Annotated in this window: 25 protein-coding genes; all 25 read right to left on the bottom strand. The window is 69.0% G+C overall.

Annotation, left to right across the window (positions count from 1 at the left end):
- Positions 1-52: 52 nt before the first annotated feature.
- The 25 genes from rpsQ to rplK all read right to left on the bottom strand — a co-directional run bounded on the left by rpsQ (position 53) and on the right by rplK (position 24,324).
- Positions 53-328 carry a 30S ribosomal protein S17 gene (rpsQ, locus tag AB0K07_RS19600; RefSeq protein ID WP_363756842.1) on the bottom strand — a complete coding sequence of 92 codons (276 nt, stop codon included), beginning with the start codon at positions 326-328 and terminating at the stop codon, positions 53-55.
- On the bottom strand, positions 325-561 hold the full coding sequence (gene rpmC, locus AB0K07_RS19595) for a 50S ribosomal protein L29 (protein WP_007465283.1): 237 nt from the start codon (positions 559-561) through the stop codon (positions 325-327). The genes rpsQ and rpmC overlap by 4 nt, the downstream gene beginning before the upstream one ends.
- Entirely contained in the window at positions 561-986 is a 426-nt protein-coding gene (gene rplP / locus AB0K07_RS19590) for a 50S ribosomal protein L16 (protein WP_007465292.1), read from the bottom strand. Before rplP ends, rpmC begins: the two co-directional genes overlap by 1 nt.
- A 3-nt stretch (positions 987-989) precedes the next feature.
- Positions 990-1,859: a 30S ribosomal protein S3 gene (gene rpsC, locus AB0K07_RS19585; RefSeq protein WP_007465294.1), complete on the bottom strand. Its 870-nt coding sequence runs from the start codon at positions 1,857-1,859 to the stop codon at positions 990-992.
- Complete coding sequence (gene rplV / locus AB0K07_RS19580; protein ID WP_089018943.1) at positions 1,859-2,317, bottom strand: 50S ribosomal protein L22; 459 nt, start codon at positions 2,315-2,317, stop codon at positions 1,859-1,861. Before rplV ends, rpsC begins: the two co-directional genes overlap by 1 nt.
- A 41-nt stretch (positions 2,318-2,358) precedes the next feature.
- A complete protein-coding gene (gene rpsS / locus AB0K07_RS19575) occupies positions 2,359-2,640 on the bottom strand; it encodes a 30S ribosomal protein S19 (RefSeq protein WP_007465299.1) in 282 nt (93 codons plus the stop codon).
- 12 nt (positions 2,641-2,652) lie between these two features.
- Complete coding sequence (rplB, locus tag AB0K07_RS19570) at positions 2,653-3,492, bottom strand: 50S ribosomal protein L2 (protein WP_088987576.1); 840 nt, start codon at positions 3,490-3,492, stop codon at positions 2,653-2,655.
- Positions 3,493-3,504: 12 nt separating this feature from the next.
- A complete protein-coding gene (gene rplW, locus AB0K07_RS19565; protein WP_007465304.1) occupies positions 3,505-3,807 on the bottom strand; it encodes a 50S ribosomal protein L23 in 303 nt (100 codons plus the stop codon).
- Positions 3,804-4,454, bottom strand: a complete 651-nt coding sequence (gene rplD, locus AB0K07_RS19560) for a 50S ribosomal protein L4 (RefSeq protein WP_053653946.1) — start codon at positions 4,452-4,454, stop codon at positions 3,804-3,806. Before rplD ends, rplW begins: the two co-directional genes overlap by 4 nt.
- On the bottom strand, positions 4,451-5,116 hold the full coding sequence (rplC, locus tag AB0K07_RS19555; protein ID WP_363756841.1) for a 50S ribosomal protein L3: 666 nt from the start codon (positions 5,114-5,116) through the stop codon (positions 4,451-4,453). Before rplC ends, rplD begins: the two co-directional genes overlap by 4 nt.
- A gap of 11 nt (positions 5,117-5,127) precedes the next feature.
- Positions 5,128-5,436 carry a 30S ribosomal protein S10 gene (rpsJ, locus tag AB0K07_RS19550; RefSeq protein WP_007073037.1) on the bottom strand — a complete coding sequence of 103 codons (309 nt, stop codon included), beginning with the start codon at positions 5,434-5,436 and terminating at the stop codon, positions 5,128-5,130.
- A gap of 349 nt (positions 5,437-5,785) precedes the next feature.
- Positions 5,786-6,979 carry an elongation factor Tu gene (gene tuf / locus AB0K07_RS19545; protein ID WP_357050837.1) on the bottom strand — a complete coding sequence of 398 codons (1,194 nt, stop codon included), beginning with the start codon at positions 6,977-6,979 and terminating at the stop codon, positions 5,786-5,788.
- 213 nt (positions 6,980-7,192) lie between these two features.
- Positions 7,193-9,289, bottom strand: a complete 2,097-nt coding sequence (gene fusA, locus AB0K07_RS19540) for an elongation factor G (RefSeq protein ID WP_363756839.1) — start codon at positions 9,287-9,289, stop codon at positions 7,193-7,195.
- A gap of 74 nt (positions 9,290-9,363) precedes the next feature.
- On the bottom strand, positions 9,364-9,834 hold the full coding sequence (gene rpsG, locus AB0K07_RS19535) for a 30S ribosomal protein S7 (RefSeq protein WP_007465317.1): 471 nt from the start codon (positions 9,832-9,834) through the stop codon (positions 9,364-9,366).
- A 1-nt stretch (position 9,835) separates the two neighbouring features.
- Entirely contained in the window at positions 9,836-10,210 is a 375-nt protein-coding gene (gene rpsL, locus AB0K07_RS19530) for a 30S ribosomal protein S12 (RefSeq protein ID WP_014440718.1), read from the bottom strand.
- Between the two features lie 512 nt (positions 10,211-10,722).
- A complete protein-coding gene (locus tag AB0K07_RS19525; RefSeq protein ID WP_363757162.1) occupies positions 10,723-11,145 on the bottom strand; it encodes a hypothetical protein in 423 nt (140 codons plus the stop codon).
- Between the two features lie 579 nt (positions 11,146-11,724).
- On the bottom strand, positions 11,725-12,093 hold the full coding sequence (locus tag AB0K07_RS19520; protein ID WP_363756838.1) for a hypothetical protein: 369 nt from the start codon (positions 12,091-12,093) through the stop codon (positions 11,725-11,727).
- Between the two features lie 92 nt (positions 12,094-12,185).
- Positions 12,186-16,076: a DNA-directed RNA polymerase subunit beta' gene (locus AB0K07_RS19515; RefSeq protein WP_363756837.1), complete on the bottom strand. Its 3,891-nt coding sequence runs from the start codon at positions 16,074-16,076 to the stop codon at positions 12,186-12,188.
- An 80-nt stretch (positions 16,077-16,156) separates the two neighbouring features.
- Positions 16,157-19,588, bottom strand: a complete 3,432-nt coding sequence (locus AB0K07_RS19510) for a DNA-directed RNA polymerase subunit beta (RefSeq protein WP_363756836.1) — start codon at positions 19,586-19,588, stop codon at positions 16,157-16,159.
- 571 nt (positions 19,589-20,159) lie between these two features.
- Positions 20,160-20,543 carry a 50S ribosomal protein L7/L12 gene (rplL, locus tag AB0K07_RS19505; RefSeq protein WP_354964801.1) on the bottom strand — a complete coding sequence of 128 codons (384 nt, stop codon included), beginning with the start codon at positions 20,541-20,543 and terminating at the stop codon, positions 20,160-20,162.
- A 54-nt stretch (positions 20,544-20,597) separates the two neighbouring features.
- Complete coding sequence (gene rplJ, locus AB0K07_RS19500; RefSeq protein ID WP_363756835.1) at positions 20,598-21,143, bottom strand: 50S ribosomal protein L10; 546 nt, start codon at positions 21,141-21,143, stop codon at positions 20,598-20,600.
- 347 nt (positions 21,144-21,490) lie between these two features.
- Positions 21,491-22,180: a hypothetical protein gene (locus tag AB0K07_RS19495; RefSeq protein ID WP_363756834.1), complete on the bottom strand. Its 690-nt coding sequence runs from the start codon at positions 22,178-22,180 to the stop codon at positions 21,491-21,493.
- Positions 22,177-23,013, bottom strand: coding sequence for an ABC transporter ATP-binding protein (locus tag AB0K07_RS19490; RefSeq protein WP_363756833.1), 837 nt, complete (start codon positions 23,011-23,013; stop codon positions 22,177-22,179). Before AB0K07_RS19490 ends, AB0K07_RS19495 begins: the two co-directional genes overlap by 4 nt.
- Before the next feature lie 85 nt (positions 23,014-23,098).
- Positions 23,099-23,815 carry a 50S ribosomal protein L1 gene (rplA, locus tag AB0K07_RS19485; RefSeq protein ID WP_363756832.1) on the bottom strand — a complete coding sequence of 239 codons (717 nt, stop codon included), beginning with the start codon at positions 23,813-23,815 and terminating at the stop codon, positions 23,099-23,101.
- Between the two features lie 77 nt (positions 23,816-23,892).
- On the bottom strand, positions 23,893-24,324 hold the full coding sequence (gene rplK, locus AB0K07_RS19480) for a 50S ribosomal protein L11 (protein ID WP_053653970.1): 432 nt from the start codon (positions 24,322-24,324) through the stop codon (positions 23,893-23,895).
- Positions 24,325-24,556 lie beyond the last annotated feature (232 nt).

The raw sequence follows: 24,556 nt of genomic DNA, 5'->3' as shown, positions 1-24,556 counted from the left end.
GAGCCTGGCGGAACCAACGCCCGACGCAACGCCGGGCGAGCTCGAGCCTTCGCTACTTGGCCTTTTCCAGGATCTCCACGATCCGCCAACGCTTGGTGGCGCTCAGCGGCCGGGTCTCCATGATCAGGACCCGGTCGCCGGTGCCGGCGGCGTTCTGCTCGTCGTGCACCTTCAGCTTGCTGGTACGACGCATGATCTTGCCGTACAGCGCGTGCCGAACCCGGTCCTCGACCTCGACCACGACGGTCTTGTCCATCTTGTCGCTGACCACCAGGCCCTCACGAACCTTACGGCGGGCCCGCGCGTCGGCGGTGGTGTTCTCGGTCATGATGCAGTCACCTCAGTCGGCGCGGCCGAGAGCCCCAGCTCGCGCTCGCGCATGATCGTGTAGATCCGGGCGATCTCCCGACGGATGACCTGCAGCCGCCGGTTGTTGTCCAGCTGCCCGGTTGCGGCCTGCACGCGGAGGTTGAACAGCTCCGCCTTGGCCTCCCGCAGCTTCGTGACCAGCTCCTCCTCGGAGAGCTCACGCAGCTCGGTCGCCTTAACGCCCGCTGCCATCAGGATTCACCCACTTCGCGCGTAACAATGCGGCACTTCATCGGGAGCTTGTGGATCGCGCGACGCATCGCCTCTCGCGCAATCTGCTCGTTGGGGAAGGACATCTCGAAGAGAACCCGCCCCGGCTTGACGTTGGCGACCCACCACTCGGGCGAACCCTTACCGGAACCCATCCGGGTTTCGGCCGGCTTCTTGGTGAGGGCCTGGTCCGGGAAGATCGTGATCCAGACCTTGCCGCCACGCTTGATGTGACGGGTCATCGCGATACGCGCCGACTCGATCTGGCGGTTGGTCACGTACGCCGGCTCGAGAGCCTGGATCCCGAACTCGCCGAACACCACCCGGTTACCACCCTTGGACGCGCCACTGCGGTCCGGGTGGTGCGGCTTGCGGAAGCCCTTCGGGGGCTTGCGCGGCATCAGCATCTGTCAGCCCTCCTGCTGCGTTTCTGCCGGAGCGGCCGCGGCGGCGACAGCAGCGCTGTCCACCGGCTCGCCACTCGGCGTCTCGGCCTGCTGCGCGATGGTGGTCGCAGCAGCACGGCCAGCCTCGGTGCCACCAGCCGTCGTGCCGGACGAACCCGACCGGCCACGGCGCGGACGCTCGGGACGGTCGCCGCGCTCACCACGACGCGGGCGGGACGGACCGGCCTCGGCCGGAGCCTCCCGGCCCGGGACGGCGTCGCCCTTGTAGATCCAGACCTTCACGCCGATCCGACCGAACGTGGTACGGGCCTCGAAGAAGCCGTACTCGATGTTGGCCCGCAGCGTGTGCAGCGGAACCCGGCCCTCACGGTAGAACTCGGTCCGGCTCATCTCGGCGCCGCCGAGACGACCCGAGACCTGCACGCGGATGCCCTTGCAGACCGGGTTCTTCATGGCCGACTGCATGGCCTTGCGCATCGCCCGACGGAAGCTGACCCGGCTCGACAGCTGCTCGGCCACGCCCTGCGCGACGAGCTGTGCGTCCGACTCGGGGTTCTTCACCTCGATGATGTTCAGCTGCACCTGCTTGCCGGTGAGCTTCTCGAGCTCGCCGCGGATCCGGTCGGCCTCCGCACCCTTACGGCCGATGACGATGCCCGGCCGGGCGGTGTGGATGTCCACGCGGACCCGGTCGCGGGTGCGCTCGATGTCGACCTTGGAGATGCCGGCACGCTCGAGGCCCTTGGACATCATGCGGCGGATCTTGACATCCTCGCCGATGTAGTCCTTGTAGAGCTTGTCCGCGAACCAGCGGGACTTCCAGTCGGTCGAGATGCCGAGCCGGAACCCAGTGGGGTGAACCTTCTGACCCATTACTCGGCGTCCTCCGTCTTGCTCTGCGCTTCGGCCGGTGCGGCCTGCGTGGCCGGGGCGGCCTTCTTCGCCGCGGCCTTCCTCGGCGCTGCCGGCGCGACCGCCTCGACCGCCACGGTGATGTGGCAGGTGCGCTTGCGGATCCGGTAGGCCCGGCCCTGCGCCCGCGGCTGGAACCGCTTCATCGTCGGGCCCTCGTCCACGAACGCCTCGCTGACGAGCAGCGCGTCGGGGTCCAGCCGCTCGTTGTTCTCCGCGTTGGCGATCGCGCTAGCGAGCACCTTGTACACCTGCTCGCTCGCAGCCTGCGGCGCGAACTGCAGCACCGTGAGCGCCTCCTTCGCGGGCAGGCCGCGGACGAGGTTGACCACCCGGCGCGCCTTCATCGGCGAGATGCGCACGTGCCGCGCAACCGCCCGCGCGCCCGGAAGCACCGGAGCGTCGCCCTTTCCTGGCATCGCTGTAACCCCTTGTTCCCTCTATCCGTATGCCCGCGGCGTCAGCGCCGACGGCTCTTCCGGTCGTCCTTCTCGTGACCCTTGAACGTGCGGGTCAGCGCGAACTCGCCGAGCTTGTGCCCGACCATCGCCTCGGTCACGAACACCGGGACGTGCTTGCGTCCGTCGTGCACGGCGATCGTGTGCCCCAGCATCTCGGGGATGATCGTCGAGCGCCGCGACCAGGTCTTGATCACGTTCTTGGAGCCCTTGTCGTTCTGAACTTCCACCTTCTTGAGCAGGTGGTCGTCTACGAACGGGCCCTTCTTCAGGCTGCGAGGCATGTCTTATCTCCCTCAGCCGCGCTTACGCGTGGCGTAGCGACGGCGGACGATCAGCCGGTCACTCGGCTGGCCCTTACGGCGGGTGCGGCCCTCGGGCTTACCCTGCGGGTTGACCGGGTGGCGACCACCGGAGGTCTTACCCTCACCACCACCGTGCGGGTGGTCGACCGGGTTCATGGCGACACCACGGACGGTCGGGCGCTTGCCCTTCCACCGCATACGGCCGGCCTTACCCCAGTTGATGTTCGACTGGTCGGCGTTGCCGATCTCGCCGACGCTGGCGCGGCAGCGCACGTCCACCCGCCGGATCTCGCCGGACGGCATACGCAGGGTCGCGTACGCGCCCTCACGGCCGAGCAGCTGGATGCCGACGCCGGCGGAACGGGCCAGCTTGGCCCCGCCACCCGGACGCAGCTCCACGTTGTGGATCGTGGTACCGACCGGGATGTTGCGCAGCGGCAGGTTGTTACCCGGCTTGATGTCGGCGCCCGGGCCGGACTCGACGCGGTCGCCCTGCTTCAGGTCCTTCGGCGCGATGATGTACCGCTTCTCGCCGTCGGCGTAGTGCAGCAGCGCGATGCGCGCCGTGCGGTTCGGGTCGTACTCGATGTGAGCGACCTTCGCCGGCACGCCGTCCTTGTCGACCCGCTTGAAGTCGATCAGACGGTACTGGCGCTTGTGACCGCCACCGTGGTGCCGCGTGGTGATCCGGCCGTGGGCGTTACGCCCGCCCTTCTTCGGCAGCGGAGCCAGCAGCGACTTCTCCGGCGTGGACCGGGTGATCTCGGCGAAGTCGGCGACACTGGAGCCACGTCGGCCCGGCGTCGTCGGCTTGTACTTACGGATAGCCATTGTCTACACCCCTCAGCTGACCGGGCCGCCGAAGGCCTCGATGCGGTCACCGTCAGCCAGCTTCACGATCGCCCGCTTGGTCGCCTTGCGCTGACCGAAGCCGGTCTTGGTGCGCTTGCGCTTACCCTGGCGGTTGAGCGTGTTCACCGTCAGGACGCGGACGTTGAAGATCTGCTGGATAGCGATCTTGATCTCGGTCTTGTTCGCGTCCGGGTGCACCAGGAAGGTGTACCAGTTCCGGTTCAGCTCGCTGTAGCTCTTCTCCGAGACGACCGGCGCCACGATGATGTCGCGCGGGTCGGCGATCGTGCTCACTTGCCACCCTCCTCGGTGGTCTCGGCGGGCACGCCCAGGAACTCGTCCAGGGCGTCCTTGGTGAAGACCACGTCGTCGGCCACCAGCACGTCGTACGTGTTCAGCTGGCCGGACTCGATCAGGTGCACCCGCGGCTCATTGCGCAGCGACACCCAGTTCAGCTCGTCGGTGCTGCTCAGCACGACCAGGACCCGACGGGCCTCGGTGAGCTTGGTCAGCGTGGCCAGAGCCGCCTTGGTCGACGGCTTCTCGCCCGAGACGAACGCCTCGACGACGTGCACCTGCCCGGCGCGGGCCCGGTCGGAGAGGGCACCGCGCAGCGCGGCGGCCTTCATCTTCTTCGGGGTCCGCTGGCTGTAGTCGCGCGGCACGGGACCGTGCACCACGCCACCGCCGGCGAACTGCGGCGCGCGGATCGAGCCCTGCCGGGCGCGACCGGTGCCCTTCTGCTTGTACGGCTTCTTGCCGCCGCCGGCGACCTCGCCGCGGGTCTTGGTCTTGTGCGTGCCCTGTCGGGCCGCCGCGAGCTGGGCCACCACGACCTGGTGCATCAGCGCGACGTTGGCCTGCACGTCGAAGATGTCAGCCGGCAGCTCGACGGAGCCGCTGGTGCTGCCTTCGACGGTGCGCACGTCAACGGTGGTCACTTGGCCGCACCGCCCTTCTTCACCTTGCTCTTGGCCGCGGTACGGACCAGAACCAGCGCGCCCTTGGGACCAGGAATGGCACCACGGACGAGCAGGAGGTTGTTCTCGGTGTCGACCGCCTGGACGGTGAGGTTCTGCACGGTGTACCGCACGCCACCCATCCGGCCGGCCATCCGGGTGCCCTTGAAGACACGACCCGGAGTGGCGCAGGCGCCGATGGAGCCGGGCGAGCGGTGCTTGCGCTCGACACCGTGGCTGGCGCGCAGACCGTGGAAGCCGTGCCGCTTCATCGGGCCGGCGTAGCCCTTGCCCTTGGTCTTGCCGGTGACGTCGATCGTGACGCCGGGCGGGAACTCCTCGACCGTGACCTCCTGGCCGAGCGAGTACTCTCCCGCGTCCGTGGTGCGCAGCTCGACGATGTGCCGGCGCGGCGCCACGTCCGCCTTCGCGTAGTGCCCGCTGATCGGCTTCTTGACCTTGCGCGGGTCGATGATGCCGTACGCCAGCTGGACCGCGGAGTAACCGTCCTTCTCGGCGCTACGAACCTGACTGATGACGCACGGGCCGGCCTCGACCACGGTCACGGGAACAACACGGTTGTTGTCCCAGACCTGGGTCATGCCGAGCTTGGCGCCCAGGATCCCCTTGACTTGCCTGTCCATTTGTCCGGTCCCTACAGCTTGATCTCGATGTCGACGCCAGCCGGCAGGTCGAGGCGCATGAGCGAGTCGACCGTCTTCGGGGTCGGGTCGATGATGTCGATCAGCCGCTTGTGCGTGCGCATCTCGAAGTGCTCGCGCGAGTCCTTGTACTTGTGCGGCGAGCGGATAACGCAGAAACGGTTGATCTCCGTGGGCAGCGGCACCGGGCCCGCGACCTGCGCCCCGGTGCGCGTCACCGTCTCGACGATCTTCCGAGCCGAGGAGTCGACGACCTCGTGGTCATAGGCCTTGAGCCGGATGCGGATCTTCTGTCCCGCCATGGTGGCTTCTGTTCCTTCTCTCGATGCCGCTGTGTTGCGGGCGCCTGTACCGGCTGGTACAGGCCCACTTCGCCGACCCCCGCGGTCGGGCGTGTCGCGCCCTCGGGCCGGGCTCCGCCCTGGGACTCCAGAGCGGTGCTGACCGCGCGGTGGGTCAAGGCGCCGATCGCACTACCGCGACCTGAACGCCGTGCGAGGGTGGTTGGCGGCGAGCCGCCAACCACCCCACGCTCGACTGTCCTGTCACCCGGAGGTTCAGCGAAAGCCGAACACAGGCGACGAACTGTCGTTACGCAACCTGACTAGTATGCCGCACGACCGGCGGCGGGTCTAATCGGGGTTACCTAGTTCACTTGATGATCTTGGTGACGAACCCGGCGCCGACGGTGCGGCCACCCTCGCGGATCGCGAACTTGAGGTTCTCCTCCATGGCGATGGGCTGGATCAGCTTCACCGTCATGGTGGTGTTGTCACCCGGCATGACCATCTCGGTGCCCTCGGGGAGCGTGACGACACCGGTGACGTCCGTGGTCCGGAAGTAGAACTGCGGACGGTAGTTCTGGAAGAACGGGGTGTGCCGGCCGCCCTCCTCCTTGGAGAGGATGTAGACGGTCGCCTCGAACTCCGTGTGCGGGGTCGTGGTGCCCGGCTTGACGACCACCATGCCGCGCTCGACGTCCTCGCGCTTGATGCCACGCAGCAGCAGACCGACGTTCTCGCCCGCGCGGGCCTCGTCGAGCAGCTTGCGGAACATCTCGATGCCGGTGCAGACCGTCTTCTGCGACTTCTCGCGGATACCGACGATCTCCACCTCCTCGTTCGGCTTGAGGATGCCGCGCTCGGCGCGACCGGTGACGACGGTGCCACGACCGGTGATCGTGAAGACGTCCTCGATCGGCATGAGGAACGGCTTCTCGGTCTCGCGCTCCGGCTGCGGGATCGCGGTGTCGACCGCGGTCATCAGGTCCATGAGCTTGCCGGTCCACTCGGGGTCACCCTCGAGGGCCTTCAGCGCCGAGACCCGGACGACCGGCAGGTCGTCACCCGGGTACTCCTGCGAGGAGAGCAGCTCGCGGACCTCGAGCTCGACGAGCTCCAGGAGCTCCTCGTCGTCGACCATGTCGCTCTTGTTGAGCGCCACGACGATGTACGGCACGCCAACCTGACGGGCCAGCAGCACGTGCTCGCGGGTCTGCGGCATCGGGCCGTCGGTCGCCGCGACCACCAGGATCGCGCCGTCCATCTGCGCGGCACCGGTGATCATGTTCTTGATGTAGTCCGCGTGGCCGGGGCAGTCGACGTGCGCGTAGTGCCGCGCCTCGGTCTGGTACTCGACGTGCGCGATCGAGATCGTGATGCCGCGGGCCTTCTCCTCCGGCGCCTTGTCGATCTCGTCGAACGGCGTGTACGGGTTCAGGTCCGGGAACTGGTCGTGCAGGACCTTGGTGATGGCCGCCGTCAGCGTCGTCTTACCGTGGTCGATGTGACCAATGGTGCCGATGTTGACGTGCGGCTTAGTCCGCTCGAACTTCGCCTTCGCCACTGGTGTCCTCCTGTGGACTTCTTGGTTCGTACGCCCGGCGCGCCGGTCGGCGCTTAGGACTCTGTCGACAGCCTTTCCGGCCTGACGGCCGGAGAGCTTTTGTGGGTTCTGCGGCGATGAAGCCTACAGGCCCGGTCTCACGCAACCCGATCGTGGTGGCCGCGGGCGGGTGAACCCTCCCGCGACCGACCACGAATCACCTGCTCGGGGACGTTACTCGCCCGTTGCCTTGGCGATGATCTCCTTCGCGACGCTCTGCGGAACCTCGGCGTAGGAGTCGAACTGCATGCTGTAGCTAGCCCGGCCCTGGGTCTTCGACCGCAGGTCGCCGACGTAGCCGAACATCTCCGACAACGGCACCAGAGCCTTGACGATGCGGGCGCCACTGCGCTCCTCCATCGCCTGGATCAGGCCGCGGCGGGAGTTGAGGTCGCCGATGACGTCACCCATGTTCTCCTCAGGAGTGGTGACCTCAACGGCCATCATCGGCTCGAGCAACGCCGGGTCGGCCTTGCGGGCCGCGTCCTTCATCACCATCGAGCCGGCGATCTTGAATGCCATTTCCGACGAGTCGACCTCGTGGTACTGGCCGTCCAGCAGGGTCAGCTTGACACCGACCAGCGGGAAGCCGGCGAGGATGCCGTACTGCATGGCGTCCTGCGCGCCCGCGTCCACCGACGGGATGAACTCCCGGGGGATGCGGCCACCACTGACGGCGTTGGCGAACTCGTAGGTCGGCGAGTCGTTGTCCAGGGGCAGCGGCTCGACGCTCACGATGACGCGGGCGTACTGGCCGGAACCACCGGTCTGCTTCTTGTGCGTGTACTCGACCTTGTCCACCTTGCGGCGGATGGTCTCGCGGTACGCCACCTGCGGCTTACCGATGTTCGCCTCGACGTTGAACTCGCGGCGCATCCGGTCGACCAGGATGTCCAGGTGCAGCTCACCCATGCCGGAGATGACCGTCTGACCGGTCTCCTCGTCCAGCTTGACGCGGAAGGTGGGGTCCTCCTCGGCCAGCCGCTGGATGGCGGTGCTGAGCTTCTCCTGGTCGGCCTTGGTCTTCGGCTCGATGGCAACCTCGATGACCGGCTCCGGGAAGGTCATCGACTCGAGGATGACCGGGTTCGCCGGGTCGGACAGCGTGTCACCGGTGGTGGTCTGCTTGAGACCCTGCACCGCGATGATGTCGCCAGCCTGGGCCGAGCCGCGCTCTTCCCGCTTGTTGGCGTGCATCTGGTAGATCTTGCCGATGCGCTCCTTGCGGTCCTTGGTGGAGTTGACCACCTGGGTGCCGGTCTCGACCACGCCGGAGTAGACCCGGACGTAGGTGAGCTTGCCAAGGTGCTTGTCGGTCTGGATCTTGAAGGCCAGGCCGGAGAACGGCTCCGACTTGGAGGGCTTCCGCAGCAGCGGAGTCTCGCCGTCGGTGGCCGTACCCTCGATCGCCGGAACGTCCAGCGGCGACGGCAGGAAGTCGACCACGGCGTCGAGCATCGGCTGGACGCCCTTGTTCTTGAACGCCGAGCCGCAGAGCACCGGGTTGGCCTTGCCGGCGATGGTGGCGCGCCGGATGGCGGCCTTGATCTCCTCGACGGAGACCTCCTCGCCTTCCAGGTACTTCTCCATCACCGCGTCGTCGACGTCGGCCAGGGTCTCCATCAGCTTCTCGCGCCACTCGGCCGCGGAGTCGGCCAGGTCGGCCGGGATCTCCTCGATCGCGTAGTCGTCACCCTTCTGGGTCTCCCCACGCCAGGTGAGCGCGCGCATGCCGATCAGGTCGACGACACCGATGTGGTCGCCCTCGAGCCCGATCGGGATCTGGAGCACCAGGGGGGTGGCGTTGAGCCGGTCGATCATCATCTGCACGCAGCGGAAGAAGTCGGCGCCGGTCCGGTCGAGCTTGTTGACGAAGCACATCCGCGGGACGTTGTACTTGTCGGCCTGCCGCCAGACGTTCTCCGTCTGCGGCTCAACGCCGGCGACACCGTCGTAGACCGCGACCGCACCATCCAGCACCCGCAGCGACCGCTCGACCTCGACCGTGAAGTCGACGTGGCCAGGCGTGTCGATGATCTGGATCGTGTGGCCCTTCCACTCACACTTGGTGGCAGCGGAGGTGATGGTGATACCACGCTCCTGCTCCTGCTCCATCCAGTCCATGACGGCAGCGCCCTCGTGGACCTCACCGATCTTGTACGTGATGCCGGTGTAGAACAGGATCCGCTCGGTGGTCGTGGTCTTACCGGCATCGATGTGCGCCATGATGCCGATGTTGCGTACGTTGGCGAGCGCGTCTGCGGCGGCCACTTCAATCCCTACTTATCGTCGTCTCGACTCAACTGGTGGCGGTTCCGGCGCCCGAGGGCGCCGGAACCAGGGTGTTACCAGCGGTAGTGCGCGAAGGCCTTGTTGGACTCGGCCATCTTGTGCGTGTCCTCGCGCCGCTTGACGGCGGCACCGAGGCCGTTGCTCGCGTCCAGCAGCTCGTTCATCAGCCGCTCGACCATGGTCTTCTCGCGCCGGGCGCGGGAGTACGTGACCAGCCAGCGCAGACCCAGCGTGGTCGCCCGGGTGGGGCGGACCTCGACCGGAACCTGGTAGGTGGCGCCACCGACACGACGGCTACGCACCTCGAGGGTCGGCTTGACGTTGTCCATCGCCCGCTTGAGGGTGACGACCGGGTCGGTGCCGGACTTCTCGCGGCAGCCCTCGAGGGCCGCGTACACGATCGACTCGGCGAGCTGACGCTTGCCGCGCAGCAGGATCTTGTTCACCAGCTGGGTGACCAGCGGCGAGTTGTACACCGGGTCAGCGACCAGCGGCCGCCGCGGAGCGGGTCCCTTACGCGGCATGTCAGCTCTTCTCCTTCTTCGCGCCGTAACGGCTGCGCGCCTGCTTGCGGTTGCGGACACCCTGGGTGTCCAGCGAGCCGCGAACGATCTTGTAACGCACGCCGGGGAGGTCCTTCACCCGGCCGCCGCGAACGAGCACGATCGAGTGCTCCTGCAGGTTGTGACCGACGCCCGGGATGTAGGCGGTCACCTCGATCTGGCTGCTGAGCTTCACACGAGCGACCTTGCGCAGCGCCGAGTTCGGCTTCTTGGGGGTGGTGGTGTACACGCGGGTGCACACGCCGCGCCGCTGAGGGGAACCCTTCAGCGCCGGGGTCTTGGTCTTGCTCGTCTTCGCCTGGCGGCCCTTTCGGACCAGCTGCTGGATCGTGGGCACCGGGTTTCTCCGCTCCCTTCGGCCGCAGTGTTGCGGCCGCGCCGTCTGCTCGTTAGCCGGCCTGATGACCGGCTCTCCTACATTCCGACCAGGGCCACCTTGCGGAGGTCCCGGCACCCGCGGTCGGGCGTGTCGCCCAGCTCACGGTCCCGGTGCGGACGCTTGCGCGGACGTACCGGGTTCTGTCACCGGCACGCGGGTCGCCCCGCCCCGGATCTTTGGCTTGTCGTGCCGCCGTCCGTACTCCGGATCCAGCGCACGCACGAGTTGCCCGGGCAGGCCCGGGCACAAGGGGAAAGAGTACCTACCACAGCCGCCCAGGTCAAAACGGAATGGCCCGGCGACCGTCTCACACCTGCCGGCCGGATCTCGCCCTGCCCCGTCGCCCGCGATGGGCACCTACAGACACAAGTGTACCGGCTTCTCCGGCGGACCACCCGTCGGCCCCGGGGCCGGCACCGCGGACCAGGTGCGCGGCCCGGGTCGCGGGCGGGATCCGGTCGTGACCGGCCTCACGCCAGGGAGATCACCAGCGCCAGGCCGAGGCCGAGCAGGCTCAGCAGCGCCCCCGCCGCCCCGCAGCTGATCCCGGCGATCGCCAACCCCCGGCCGGTGAAGCGGACCGCGGGCGGTCCGGCCGGCCGGCGGATCTGCCGCTGACCGAGCAGGCCGGCGACGGTCGCCGCGGCCCCGGCCAGCACGCCGAGCACGGTGAACGCCCCGGACGCCCAGACCCCACCGTTGTTCGCGCCGACCACCCCGAAGCAGATCACCAGCAGCGAGACCAGGATCGACGCGATCCCGGCCACCAGCGCCCCGATGGCCAGCCCGGAGGTGACCGGGGGCACGTCCAGGTAGACCACACCGAACGGGGTGCCGGGCACCGCCTCGACCCGCTTCGGCGGGCGACGCTCGTCGTCGGTGGGCGGCGGCACCGGCCGACCCGACGCGGTACCCCAGGTCGGAGGATGGCCCGGCACCGGCTGTCCCCAGCCCGCCGGCGCACCCTGCCCGCCCGCCGGACCGGACGACGGCTGACCCCAGCCGTGCGGCGACGGGCTCGGCGCCCCGGAGGACGCCGGGTACGGCTGACCGGACCCGGGTGGGGTGGCCGCACCCCAGCCGGCCGCCGGTGCGCCCCAACCGGAGGATGGCGGCGGCGCGCCCCAACCGGGCGTGGCCGCGAGCGGGGTGCCCCAGGCGGGCGAAGACGCCGGCGGCGTACCCGGGTCGGGGTCGGCCGCGGGTGCGTCGGGCTGCCCGCTCGGGTGAGGGGCGGCCGCGGGTGCGTCGGGCTGCCCGCTCGGGTCGGGTCGCTCCCAGCCGCTCGGCTCGGACGGGCCCGGGGCCGGGTCCGGCGCGCCAGGGTGCCCGGCCGGATCGTCCGCCGGGGGCCGCGCCGGTTCCGTCACGAGGTCCTCCTGTCGACAGGGCCGCCGCCGCCGCGCGGCGGACACCGGCCAGGCTACCGCCGGGGACACAGCCGCCCCCGCCGGGCGCGGCCGCGGGCCGGCTCAGTCCATGTTCGCCGGGTAGTCGTGGCCGAACGGCGTGCCGGCCAACCGCACCACCCCGATCACCACCACGACCACCACGCTCACCGCGACCAGCACCAGGCCACCCCAGGCCAGCTGCTCCCCCCGCCGCAGCCAGGCGCCGCCGGTCAGGAAACCCCCCGAGGCGTACGCCTCTCGGCGTGCCTGCCGGGCCAGCTGGAGTGCCACCGTGGCGGGCACCACCCCGCCGATGAACAGGCCGGTCAGCAGGCCGAGCAGCCCCAGCGCGAAGACCGCCCGCGCCTTGGTGGCGCGGACCGGGTCGGGATCGAGCGGGTGACGCAGGCCCTGCTGCGCCACGGGCACCTGCCCGGGTGCGGTCGTCATGCCCCCATCATGCCGAACCCGGTCCCCGGCCGGGTCACTCCGGACACGACGAGGCCCCCGGCATCCGCCGGGGGCCTCGTCGTGGTTGGTGCTTAGCGGTACGACCCGAAGTCGAAGTCGTCCAGCGGCACAGCCTGCCCGCTGGCCGGCCCGAAGCCGTAGTCGGTCTCCGGGTACCCGGTCATCGAGTAGACCTTGGCCTTGGCCTCCTCGGTCGGCTCCACCCGGACGTTGCGGTACTTGCTGATGCCGGTACCAGCCGGGATGAGCTTTCCGATGATCACGTTCTCCTTGAGGCCGACCAGCGAGTCGCTGCGCGAGTTGATCGCAGCGTCGGTCAGCACCCGGGTGGTCTCCTGGAAGGAGGCCGCCGAGAGCCAGGAGTCGGTGGCCAGCGAGGCCTTGGTGATACCCATCAGCACCGGACGACCGGCGGCGGGCTCGCCGCCCTCCGAGACGAGCCGGCGGTTCTCCGACTCGAACAGCGCCCGGTCGACCAGCACACCCGGCAGGAACTCGGTCGAGCCGGAGTCGATGACCGTCACCCGCTTGAGCATCTGGCGGATGATGATCTCGATGTGCTTGTCGTGGATGAGCACGCCCTGCGAGCGGTAGACCTCCTGGACCTCCTGGGTCAGGTGGACCTGGACCGCGCGCGGACCGAGGATGCGCAGCAGCTCGTGCGGGTCGATGGTGCCCTCGGTGAGCTTCTCGCCGACCTCGACGTGACCGCCGTCGTGGGTCCGCAGCCGGACCCGCTTGGAGATCTTGTCGTAGACGATCTCGTCGCTGCCGTCGTCCGGCACCACGATGATCTTCCGCGAGCGCTCGCCGTCCTCGATCCGGATCCGGCCCGGGGTGTCGGCGATGGGCGCCTTACCCTTCGGGACCCGGGCCTCGAAGATTTCCTGGACACGCGGCAGACCCTGGGTGATGTCCTCACCCGCGACACCACCGGTGTGGAAGGTACGCATCGTCAGCTGCGTACCCGGCTCACCGATCGACTGGGCGGCGATGATGCCGACCGCCTCGCCGACGTCCACGGTCTTGCCGGTCGGCAGCGAGCGCCCGTAGCAGGCACCGCAGACACCCAGCTTCGACTCGCAGGTGAGCACGCTGCGCACCCGGACCGTCTCCACGCCAGCGGCGACGATCTTGTCGACCCCGATGGAGTTGATGTCCTGACCCCGCTCGGCGACGACGGTGCCGTCCGGCCCCTTGATGTCGTCGGCCAGGGTACGGGCGTGCACGCTGGTCTCGGCGTGCTCGTGCACGACCAGCCTGCCGTCCTCCAGGCGCTCGCCGATCTGCATCGGGATCGCCCGGTCGGTGCCGCAGTCCTCCTCGCGGATGATCACGTCCTGCGAGACGTCCACCAGACGACGGGTCAGGTAACCCGAGTCGGCGGTCCGCAGCGCGGTGTCGGCGAGACCCTTACGGGCACCGTGCGTGGAGATGAAGTACTCCAGCACGGACAGACCCTCCCGGTAGCTGGCCTTGATCGGCCGCGGGATGATCTCACCCTTCGGGTTGGCCACCAGACCACGGATCGCCGCGATCTGCCGGAGCTGGAGCAGGTTACCGCGGGCACCCGAGTTGATCATCTTCCACAGTGGGTTCTCCTGCGGCAGCGCGGTGTCCATCTCCTTGGCGACCTCGTTGGTCGCCTTGGTCCAGATCTCGATGAGCTCGCCGCGACGCTCCTCGGCGGTCATCAGACCACGCTGGTACTGCTTGTCGATCCGGTCGGCTTCCTTCTCGTACTTCGCCAGGATCTCCGCCTTGCGCGGAGGAGCGATGACGTCCTCCATGCCGATCGTGACGCCGGACCAGGTGGCCCAGTGGAAACCGGCCTCCTTGAGCCCGTCCAGGGTGGCGGCCAGCGCCACCTTGGGGAAGCGCTCGGCGAGGTCGTTGACGATCGCGGAGAGCTGACCCTTGCGGATCTCGTAGTTCACGAAGCGGTAGCCCTGCGGCAGCGTCTCGTTGAACAGCACCCGGCCCAGGGTGGTCTCCACGGTCAGCGGGTCACCCTCGACCCAGCCCTCCGGGGCGGTCCACGCCTCGGCGCCGGCGCCGTTGTCGACACCGATCACGTCGCGCAGCCGGATCCGCACCGGCGCCTGCAGGTGCAGCTCGCCGTTGTCGAACGCCATCCGCGCCTCGGCGTCCGAGCTGAACGCCCGGCCCTCGCCCTTCTCACCGGGGGTGAGGTGGGTGAGGTGGTAGAGGCCGATGACCATGTCCTGGGTGGGCATGGTGACCGGCTTGCCGTCGGCCGGCTTGAGGATGTTGTTCGACGACAGCATCAGGATCCGCGCCTCGGCCTGGGCCTCGGCGGACAGCGGCACGTGCACCGCCATCTGGTCACCGTCGAAGTCCGCGTTGAACGCGGTGCAGACCAGCGGGTGGATCTGGATCGCCTTGCCCTCGACCAGCTGCGGCTCGAAGGCCTGGATGCCCAGGCGGTGCAGGGTCGGCGCCCGGTTGAGCAGCACCGGGTGCTCGCCGATGACCTCTTCCAGCACGTCCCACACGACCGGGCGCTGCCGCTCGACCATCCGCTTGGCGGACTTGATGTTCTGTGCGTGGTTGAGGTCGACCAGCCGCTTCATCACGAACGGCTTGAACAGCTCCAGCGCCATCTGCTTGGGCAGGCCGCACTGGTGCAGCTTGAGCTTCGGGCCGACCACGATGACCGAACGGCCGGAGTAGTCGACGCGCTTGCCCAGCAGGTTCTGCCGGAACCGGCCCTGCTTGCCCTTGAGCATGTCGGACAGCGACTTGAGCGGGCGGTTGCCCGGACCGGTGACCGGCCGGCCGCGGCGGCCGTTGTCGAACAGCGCGTCGACGGCCTCCTGGAGCATCCGCTTCTCGTTGTTGACGATGATCTCGGGCGCGCCGAGGTCGATCAGTCGCTTGAGGCGGTTGTTCCGGTTGATCACGCGGCGGTACAGGTCGTTCAGGTCGGAGGTGGCGAAACGGCCACCGTCGAGCTGCACCATCGGACGCAGGTCCGGCGGGATGACCGGGACGCAGTCCAGCACCATGCCGAGCGGCGAGTTGCGGGTGTTCAGGAACGCCGCCACGACCTTGAGCCGCTTGAGCGCCCGGATCTTCCGCTGGCCCTTGCCGGACCGGATGGTCTCCCGCAGGCTCTCGGCCTCGGCGTCGAGGTCCATGTTCTGGACCAGAGCCTTGATGGCCTCGGCGCCCATGGAACCGGTGAAGTACTCACCGAACCGGTCGCGCAGCTCGCGGTAGAGCAGCTCGTCGGTGACCAGCTGCTTCGGCTCCAGCTTGCGGAAGGTGTCCAGCACCTCGTCCAGGCGGTCGATCTCGCGCTGGGCCCGGTCGCGGATCTGGCGCATCTCGCGCTCTCCGCCCTCCTTGACCTTGCGCCGGACGTCCGCCTTGGCGCCCTCGGCCTCCAGCTCGGCCAGGTCGGCCTCGAGCTTGGCGGCGCGCTTCTCGATCTCCGAGTCGCGGCTGTTCTCGGACTGCCGCTTCTCGGCCAGGATCTCGTTCTCGATCGTCGAGAGGTCACGGTGACGCGACTCCGCGTCCACGCTCGTCACGACGTACGAGGCGAAGTAGATGATCTTCTCGAGGTCCTTGGGGGCGAGGTCCAGCAGGTAGCCCAGCCGGCTCGGCACGCCCTTGAAGTACCAGATGTGGGTCACCGGAGCGGCGAGCTCGATGTGCCCCATCCGCTCACGACGGACCTTGGAGCGGGTCACCTCGACGCCGCAGCGCTCACAGATGATGCCCTTGAACCGGACGCGCTTGTACTTACCGCAGTAGCACTCCCAGTCCCGCTGTGGACCGAAGATCTTCTCGCAGAAGAGCCCGTCCTTCTCCGGCTTCAGGGTGCGGTAGTTGATCGTCTCAGGCTTCTTGACCTCGCCGTGCGACCACTGACGGATGTCGTCGGCGGTGGCGAGACCAATGCGCAGCTCGTCGAAGAAGTTGACGTCGAGCACTATGTCCCCTATGTCGTCGTCTGTACTGCTAATACTCGGGCGAGGTCGGGGGCCGGCAGGCCGGCCCCCGACCGCTCACCTCAGACCTCTTCGACCGAGCTCGGCTCGCGCCGGGACAGGTCGATGCCCAGCTCCTCGGCGGCCCGGAACACCTCGTCGTCGGTCTCGCGCATCTCCAGGGCCACGCCGTCGCTGGACAGCACCTCAACGTTGAGGCACAGCGACTGCAGCTCCTTGAGCAGCACCTTGAACGACTCCGGGATGCCCGGCTCCGGGATGTTCTCGCCCTTGACGATGGCCTCGTAGACCTTCACCCGGCCGAGGACGTCGTCGGACTTGATCGTGAGCAGCTCCTGCAGGGCGTACGCGGCGCCGTACGCCTGCATCGCCCAGCACTCCATCTCACCGAAGCGCTGACCACCGAACTGCGCCTTACCACCCAGCGGCTGCTGCGTGATCATCGAGTACGGACCGGTCGACCGTGCGTGGATCTTGTCGTCGACCAGGTGGTTGAGCTTCAGGATGTAGATGTAGCCGACCGCGATCGGGTCCGGCAGCGGTTCGCCGGAGCGACCGTCGAACAGCTGCGCCTTGCCGCTGGCGCCGATCAGCTGGTTGCCGTCCCGGTTGGGCAGGGTCGACGAGAGCAGACCGGCGATCTCCTCCTCGCGGGCGCCGTCGAAGACCGGGGTGGCCACGTTGGTGTCCCCCTCGGACTCGTGCGCGTCGATCGAACGCAGCTGCTTCTTCCAGGAGGCGTCGTCGCCCTCGACCTTCCAGCCGGTCTTGGCGACCCAGCCGAGGTGGGTCTCGAGCACCTGGCCGATGTTCATCCGGCTCGGCACACCCAGCGGGTTGAGCACGATGTCGACGGGCGTGCCGTCCTCCAGGAACGGCATGTCCTCGATCGGCAGGATCTTGGAGATGACGCCCTTGTTACCGTGCCGGCCGGCGAGCTTGTCGCCGTCCTGGATCTTCCGCTTCTGGGCCACGTACACCCGGACCAGCTCGTTCACGCCCGGAGGCAGCTCGTCGCCGTCCTCGCGGGAGAAGGTACGCACACCGATGACCGTGCCGGTCTCGCCGTGCGGCACCTTCAGCGAGGTGTCCCGGACCTCACGCGCCTTCTCACCGAAGATCGCGCGAAGCAGCCGCTCCTCCGGGGTCAGCTCGGTCTCGCCCTTCGGCGTGACCTTGCCGACCAGGATGTCGCCGGGGACGACCTCGGCGCCGATCCGGATGATGCCGCGCTCGTCGAGGTCGGCGAGCATTTCCTCGCTGACGTTCGGGATGTCGCGGGTGATCTCCTCCGGGCCGAGCTTGGTGTCCCGGGCGTCGACCTCGTGCTCCTCGATGTGGATCGAGGTGAGCACGTCCTGCTGCACGAGGCGCTGCGACAGGATGATCGCGTCCTCGTAGTTGTGGCCCTCCCAGCACATGAACGCCACGAGCAGGTTGCGCCCGAGCGCCATCTCGCCCTCGTCGGTGCAGGGACCGTCGGCGATGACCTGACCGGCCTCGACGCGGTCGCCCTCGAAGACGACCGGCTTCTGGTTGACGCAGGAGCCGGCGTTGGAGCGGCGGAACTTGTGCAGCAGGTACGTCCGGCGGTGGCCGTCGTCCTGGTGGATGGTGACGTAGTCGGCGCAGAGATCCTCGATCACACCGCCGACCTCGGCGACGACCACGTCGCCAGCGTCGACCGCGGCCCGGTACTCCATGCCCGTGCCCACCAGCGGCGCCTCGGCCTTGACCAGCGGCACCGCCTGGCGCTGCATGTTCGCGCCCATCAGTGCCCGGTTGGCGTCGTCGTGCTCGAGGAACGGGATCATGGCGGTCGCGACCGAGGTCATCTGCCGCGGCGACACGTCCATGTAGTCGACGGCGCCGGGGACGACGTCCTCGGTCTCGCCGCCCTTACGACGACACAGGACCCGGTCCTCGGCGAACGTGCCGTCAGCCTTCAGCGGCGCGTTGGCCTGGGCCTTGACGAACCGGTCCTCCTCGTCCGCGGTCAGGTAGTCGATCTGGTCGGTGACCCGACCCTCGATGACCTTCCGGTACGGCGTCTCGATGAAGCCGAACGGGTTGACCCGGGCGAAGGTGGACAGCGCGCCGATCAGGCCGATGTTCGGGCCTTCCGGCGTCTCGATCGGGCACATCCGGCCGTAGTGGGACGGGTGCACGTCGCGGACCTCGAAGCCGGCCCGCTCCCGGGACAGACCACCCGGGCCGAGCGCGCTCAGCCGGCGCCGGTGGGTCAGGCCCGCCAGCGGGTTGGTCTGGTCCATGAACTGGGACAGCTGCGACGTCCCGAAGAACTCCTTGATCGCCGCCACCACCGGGCGGATGTTGATCAGGGTCTGCGGGGTGATCGCCTCGACGTCCTGCGTGGTCATCCGCTCGCGGACGACCCGCTCCATGCGGGAGAGGCCGACCCGAACCTGGTTCTGGATCAGCTCACCCACGGTGCGCAGGCGCCGGTTGCCGAAGTGGTCGATGTCGTCGGCCTCGTAGCCCTCCTCACCGGCGTGCAGCCGGCAGAGGTACTCCACGGTGGCGACGATGTCGTCCTCGGTCAGCGTGCCCGTGGTGATCGGCACGTCGACTTCGAGCTTCTTGTTGAACTTGTAGCGCCCGACCTTGGCGACGTCGTACCTCTTCGGGTTGAAGAAGAGGTTGTCGAGCAGGGTCTGGGCGTTCTCGCGCGTCGGCGGCTCGCCAGGGCGCAGCTTGCGGTAGATGTCGAGCAGGGCCTCGTCCTGGCCGGCGATGTGGTCCTTCTCGAGCGTGGTCATCATCAGCTCGGACCAGCCGAACCGCTCACGGATCCGCTCAGCCGACCATCCGATGGCCTTGAGCAGGACCGTGACGGCCTGCCGACGCTTGCGGTCGATGCGTACGCCGACCGTGTCGCGCTTGTCGATGTCAAACTCCAGCCAGGCACCCCGACTCGGGATGACCTTGACGCTGGAGAGGTCGCGGTCGGAGGTCTTGTCCGGCTGCTTGTCGAAGTACACGCCCGGAGACCGGACGAGCTGGCTGACCACGACGCGCTCGGTGCCGTTGATGACGAAGGTGCCCTTGGGCGTCATCATCGGGAAGTCACCCATGAACACCGTCTGGCTCTTGATCTCGCCAGTGGTGTTGTTGGTGAACTCCGCGGTCACGAAGAGCGGAGCGCAGTAGGTCAGGTCCTTCTCCTTGCACTCCTCGATCGAGGCCTTAACCTCGTCGAAGCGCGGTGCCGAGAAGGAAAGCGACATGGTGCCGGAGAAGTCCTCAATGGGACTGATCTCTTCGAGGATCTCCGCGAGACCCGAGCGTGCGTGCGGGTCGTCCGCCGACCGGCCCTGCCAACCCTCGTTGCCGACGAGCCAGTCGAAGGACTCGTTCTGGATGGCGAGGAGGTTGGGGACCTCGAGGTGTTCGGTGATCCTGCCGAATGAAACTCGGCGGGGCGCGAAAGCGCTCGACGTACGACTGGTCTTCGCAGGGCGGGAAGCTGCCAAGATGCGTCCTTCCGAGGACCGGTGCTGCAGAACGGCTGGTACGCGTGCACTCCAATGACCCCACCAGAAATATCCGTAAACGGACATTTCCGAGCAGGGGTCAAGTCGGAAGGCAGCGCAAACTAGCAGTGTAGCCGAGAGGCTAACCGCTGTCCAGCCCACCCCGCAGGTCGTTTGCGGAACGCGCCTCGGCCCCCGTGAACCGGGGTCTGCCGGGCCGCTCGGAACGCAACGTTCCCGCTGGGCCGCTCGGGTTGCTGCGGCCGATGGTGCCGCCGCTGTCATTACCCACGTCGTGGCCGTCGCAAGCGCGGTGTCTTGCTGGTGTCAGCGTGCCTGGCAGCCCGGGGCCGCGTCAAGGGCCGGTATCCGGGTCGACCCGTCTTTCCCACCGAAGGGCGACCCGCCGCGCTCCTCCGGGTCATCCCACCGGGCCGTCGGCGCCCAGCTCAGGACGGCTGTGGCCGCGTTCACCAACACGGCGGGCGGCGATCCGTGTCGGATCGCCGCCCGCCGCGACGCGATCGTGTCCCAGCTCACCGAGCCGGGCACGCGCTGGTGGAGCGTCAGGTCACTTGAGGGTGACCTTGGCGCCCTCGCCCTCGAGCTTGGCCTTGGCCTTCTCGGCGGTCTCCTTGTTGACCTTCTCCAGGATGGCCTTCGGCGCGGACTCAACCGCGTCCTTGGCCTCCTTGAGGCCCAGGCCGGTCAGCTCACGCACGACCTTGATGACCTGGATCTTCTTGCCACCGTCAGCCTCGAGGACGACGTCGAACTCGTCCTTCTCCGGCTCGGCCTCGGCGGCGGCCGGAGCCCCACCAGCGGCGGCCACGGCGACCGGGGCAGCGGCGGTGACCTCGAAGGTCGTCTCGAACTGCTTCACGAACTCGGAGAGCTCGATCAGCGTCATCTCCTTGAACGCGTCGAGCAGCTCGTCGGTGCTGAGCTTCGCCATGTCTGGCGTCCTTTCCTGAATCTGTTAAGTAAGAACTGGTGCGCCGGGAGGGCCTCAGGCCGCCTCGGCGCTCTCCTTCTCGCGCTTGTCCTGCAGGGCAGCCGCCAGACGGGCGGTCTTCGACAGCGGGGCCTGGAACAGGGCCGCGGCCTTGCTCAGGTTGCCCTTCATCGCGCCGGCCAGCTTGGCCAGCAGCACCTCGCGGGACTCCAGGTCGGCGAGCTTCGTGACCTCGGCCGCGGAAATGGCCTTGCCCTCGAAGACACCGCCCTTGATGACGAGCTTCGGGTTGGCCTTCGCGAAGTCGCGAAGCCCCTTCGCCGCCTCGACGACGTCGCCCGAAACGAAAGTCAGCGCGGTAGGACCGGTGAACAGCTCGTCGAGGCCGGTGATGCCCGCGTCCGTCGCAGCACGCTTCGCCAGCGTGTTCTTCGCGACCGTGTAGCTGGTCTCGGCGCCGAGCGAGCGCCGCAGCTGGGTGAGCTGGGAGACCGTCAGACCGCGGTACTCGGTCAGCACGGTGGCGCCCGCGCTGCGGAAGCTCTCGGTCAGCTCTGCGACGGCCGTGGCCTTGTCGGCCCGGATCGGCTTGTCCGCCATGTCCCTCCTCTCTCGTTACTCGAGGCTGGTCCCCGCCGGCCGAGCCGGAACGGGGGCGGAGGCAGCACGACAACGAAAAAGCCCCGGCGCAGGGCGCACGGGGCGAGGGCCGGCGGATCGTCACGGTCGGCGGACCATGCTCACTGCCGAGTTACGCTTGCCGCCCTACGCGGGTCGCCCGTTGTCGCGGGACCTTCGACCGTGCCGAAGCACGGTGACCAGCGGTCTCTGGGTGGTTCCTCATCCATGACAGGCACGGATGACGGTTGAAGAGTACGCGACCGTGGTGACCAGCGCCAAATCACCTCCCTGTGGGCCGGGCCACGCCGCCCACGCCCGGGAGCCGGTCAGCTCCGGGCCCGCCGCCGCCACAGGTAACCGCCGACCGCCGCGGCACTCCATGCCAGCGCCCAGGCGGTGAGCCCGAGCAGGGTGAGCGCGGCGGCGTCGCCCGCGGCGGCCCGGGCCGCAGCCATGATCGGCGGTGCCAGCCAGGGGGCCACCGACCCGGTCAGGCCGAGCACCACCGCGCCGACGCCGCCGAGGGCCAGCACCGCGACGCCGTACCCGGCGCTGCCCACGGACGCCCGGCTGGCCAGCGCGCCGAGGGCCACCGCGGCGGGTACGACCAGCAGATGCGCCCACAGGCCCAGCGCGACACCGGCCGGCACCGACCGGTCCCCCGGGTCGACCGGGCCGGTGACCCCGCCGACCAACCACGGGAAGGCCAGCGCCACGGCCACCGTGACCAGGGCCGCCACACCGGCGGCGAGCAGCCCGGCCAGCCGTTCCCGGGCCACCCCCACCGTCACCTGGGCGAGCCGGCGCTGCACGTCCGGCTCGACGTCGAGCAGGATCTTGGTCTGCCAGGCGAGCACCGGGAAGAGCACCACGGCGGAGACGCCGTACGCCTCCGCCGGCTGGGCCCGGCCGCCGCCGTACAGGATGCCGAGCGCGACGAGGCCGGCGAGCAGTGGCGCGACCGCCCGCCCGGTCCGCAGGAAACCGGCCAGTCGCAGCCGGACCAGGCCGGTCATCGGGCCTCCCCCGCAGCCTGCTCGACCGCGTCGCCGTCGACCCCCACCGGCTCGTCCGGCGGGGCGTCACCGCCCGGGCGGGCCGGCGGCGGGGCTGAGCGGGCGTCGGTGCGTACCCGCAGCACCTGGTGGCCCTCGGCGCGCAACCGGGCGACGGTGCCGGCGACCCGCGCGGCCGGCACCGCGACCTCGACCACGGCGACCGTTTCGTCCGGCGGTGCGGAATCCTCGGTGACCGTGCCGTCGGCCACCGTCCAGCGGCGCGCGCCCGGCAGCCGGACCGTCTCGCCACGGTGGTCGCTGACCAGGACCGCCGCGCCGGCGACCAGCACCTCGTCGATCAGCTTGGGAACCAGCTCCCGGGTGGTGGCGTCCAGCCCCTCCCACGGCTCGTCGAGCACCAGCAGGCCCGGTGGGCGCAGCATCGCCTGGGCGAGGCCCACCTTCTGCGCGGTGCCCTTCGACAGCTCGGGCAGCCGGACCGCACGGAACTCGGCCAACCCCAGCCGGTCCGTCCAGGCCGTCACGGCCTCGTCGGCCGCCGTGCGGCCCAGGCCGGCCATCCGGGCCATCCCGGTCAGGTAGCGCGCCACGGTGAAGGGTTGGTCGGCCGGGAACCGCTCGGGCACCCAGCCCACCCGCCCCGGCCGGTCGGTGACCCGACCCCGATCCGGGCGGAGCACCCCGGCGGCCACCTGGAGCAGGGTCGACTTGCCCACCCCGTTTCGGCCCAGCACGACCGCCACCTCACCCGGACCGATCCGCACGTCCACGCCCCGCAGCACCCACGGACCACGCCGGTGGTACCGCAACCAGACGTTCTCCAGCCACATGCGGTCGAGCCTGTCACACCGGGAACGCGGCGGGGCGCCGCCACAGGTGTGGCGGCGCCCCGGTGGAGCGAAGTGTCGGCTCGGCTCAGGCCTCGACCGAGTCCTCACGCAGGTTCTTCACCAGGTTCGGGTCGACCGGGACGCCCGGGCCCATCGTGGTGGTCAGGATGACCTTGCGGAGGTACTTGCCCTTCGCCGCGGACGGCTTGGCGCGCAGCACCTCGTCGAGCACCGCGGCGTAGTTGTCCACCAGCTGGCTTTCCGAGAAGGAGGCCTTGCCGATGATCAGGTGCAGGTTGGAGTGCTTGTCCACCCGGAAGGTGATCTTGCCGCCCTTGATGTCCTGCACCGCCTTGGTGACGTCCATGGTCACCGTGCCGGTCTTCGGGTTCGGCATGAGACCGCGCGGGCCCAGGATCCGCGCGATCCGGCCGATCTTGGCCATCTGGTCCGGCGTGGCGATCGCCGCGTCGAAGTCCAGCCAACCGCCCTGGATCCGGGCGACCAGCTCGTCGGTGCCCACCTCGTCCGCACCCGCAGCGGCGGCCTCATCGGCCTTCGCGCCGGCGGCGAAGACGATCACGCGGGCGGTCTTACCGGTGCCGTGCGGCAGGTTGACCGTGCCGCGGACCATCTGGTCCGCCTTGCGGGGGTCGACGCCGAGGCGCATGGCGACCTCGACCGTGGCGTCGAACTTGACGTTGGTGGTCTCCTTGGCCAGCTTCACGGCCTCGGCGGGGGTGTAGAGCTTGGACCGGTCGATGACGTCGGCGGCCTTGCGGTAGCTCTTGCTGCGCTGCATTGCTGATTACTCCTGTGGTCTCTGGCGGGCCGCTCGGCGCGGGCCCTCCCACGATGGGTCGTCGGCCGGGGCCGAGGTCAGTCGTTGACGGTGATGCCCATCGACCGGGCGGTGCCGGCGATGATCTTCTCGGCCTGGTCCAGGTCGTTGGCGTTGAGGTCGGCCATCTTCTTCTCGGCGATCTCACGCAGCTGGGCGCGGCTGACCGAGCCGACCTTCTCGCTCTGCGGAACGCCCGAGCCCTTCTGCACACCGGCGGCCTTGATCAGCAGCCGGGCAGCGGGCGGGGTCTTCAGCACGAAGGTGAAGGACCGGTCCTCGTACACGCTGATCTCGGCGGGGACGATGTCGCCCCGCTGGGACTCGGTCTGCGCGTTGTAGGACTTGCAGAACTCCATGATGTTCACGCCGTGCTGGCCGAGCGCGGGGCCGACCGGCGGCGCCGGCGTGGCCTGGCCCGCCGGCAGCTGAAGCGTGAACGTCTTGACGAGCTTCTTCTTCGGAGGCATGTCACTTCCTGGGGCTTGGAGCTGGGAAAATGCGGCTGACGCCGCCCTGGCGGGCGCGCACGGTCAGCGCGGTGCGACAGCGGCGACGTTCAAGAGTAGCGCAGGCCGCAGCCCACTCGTCCGCCGAGGTCGAGCGGGAGGGCGTACGCCGACGTCGGGGGGGGGGGGGGGGCGCCCCCCCCGCCCCCGGAAAAAAAAAGGGCACCTAGAGTAGTTTTGGCACACCCGGGAG

It is taken from the genome of Micromonospora sp. NPDC049301 (assembly GCF_040678715.1).
Classification (GTDB): Bacteria; Actinomycetota; Actinomycetes; order Mycobacteriales; family Micromonosporaceae; genus Micromonospora.
This window is presented reverse-complemented; position numbering and strand designations above follow the sequence as displayed.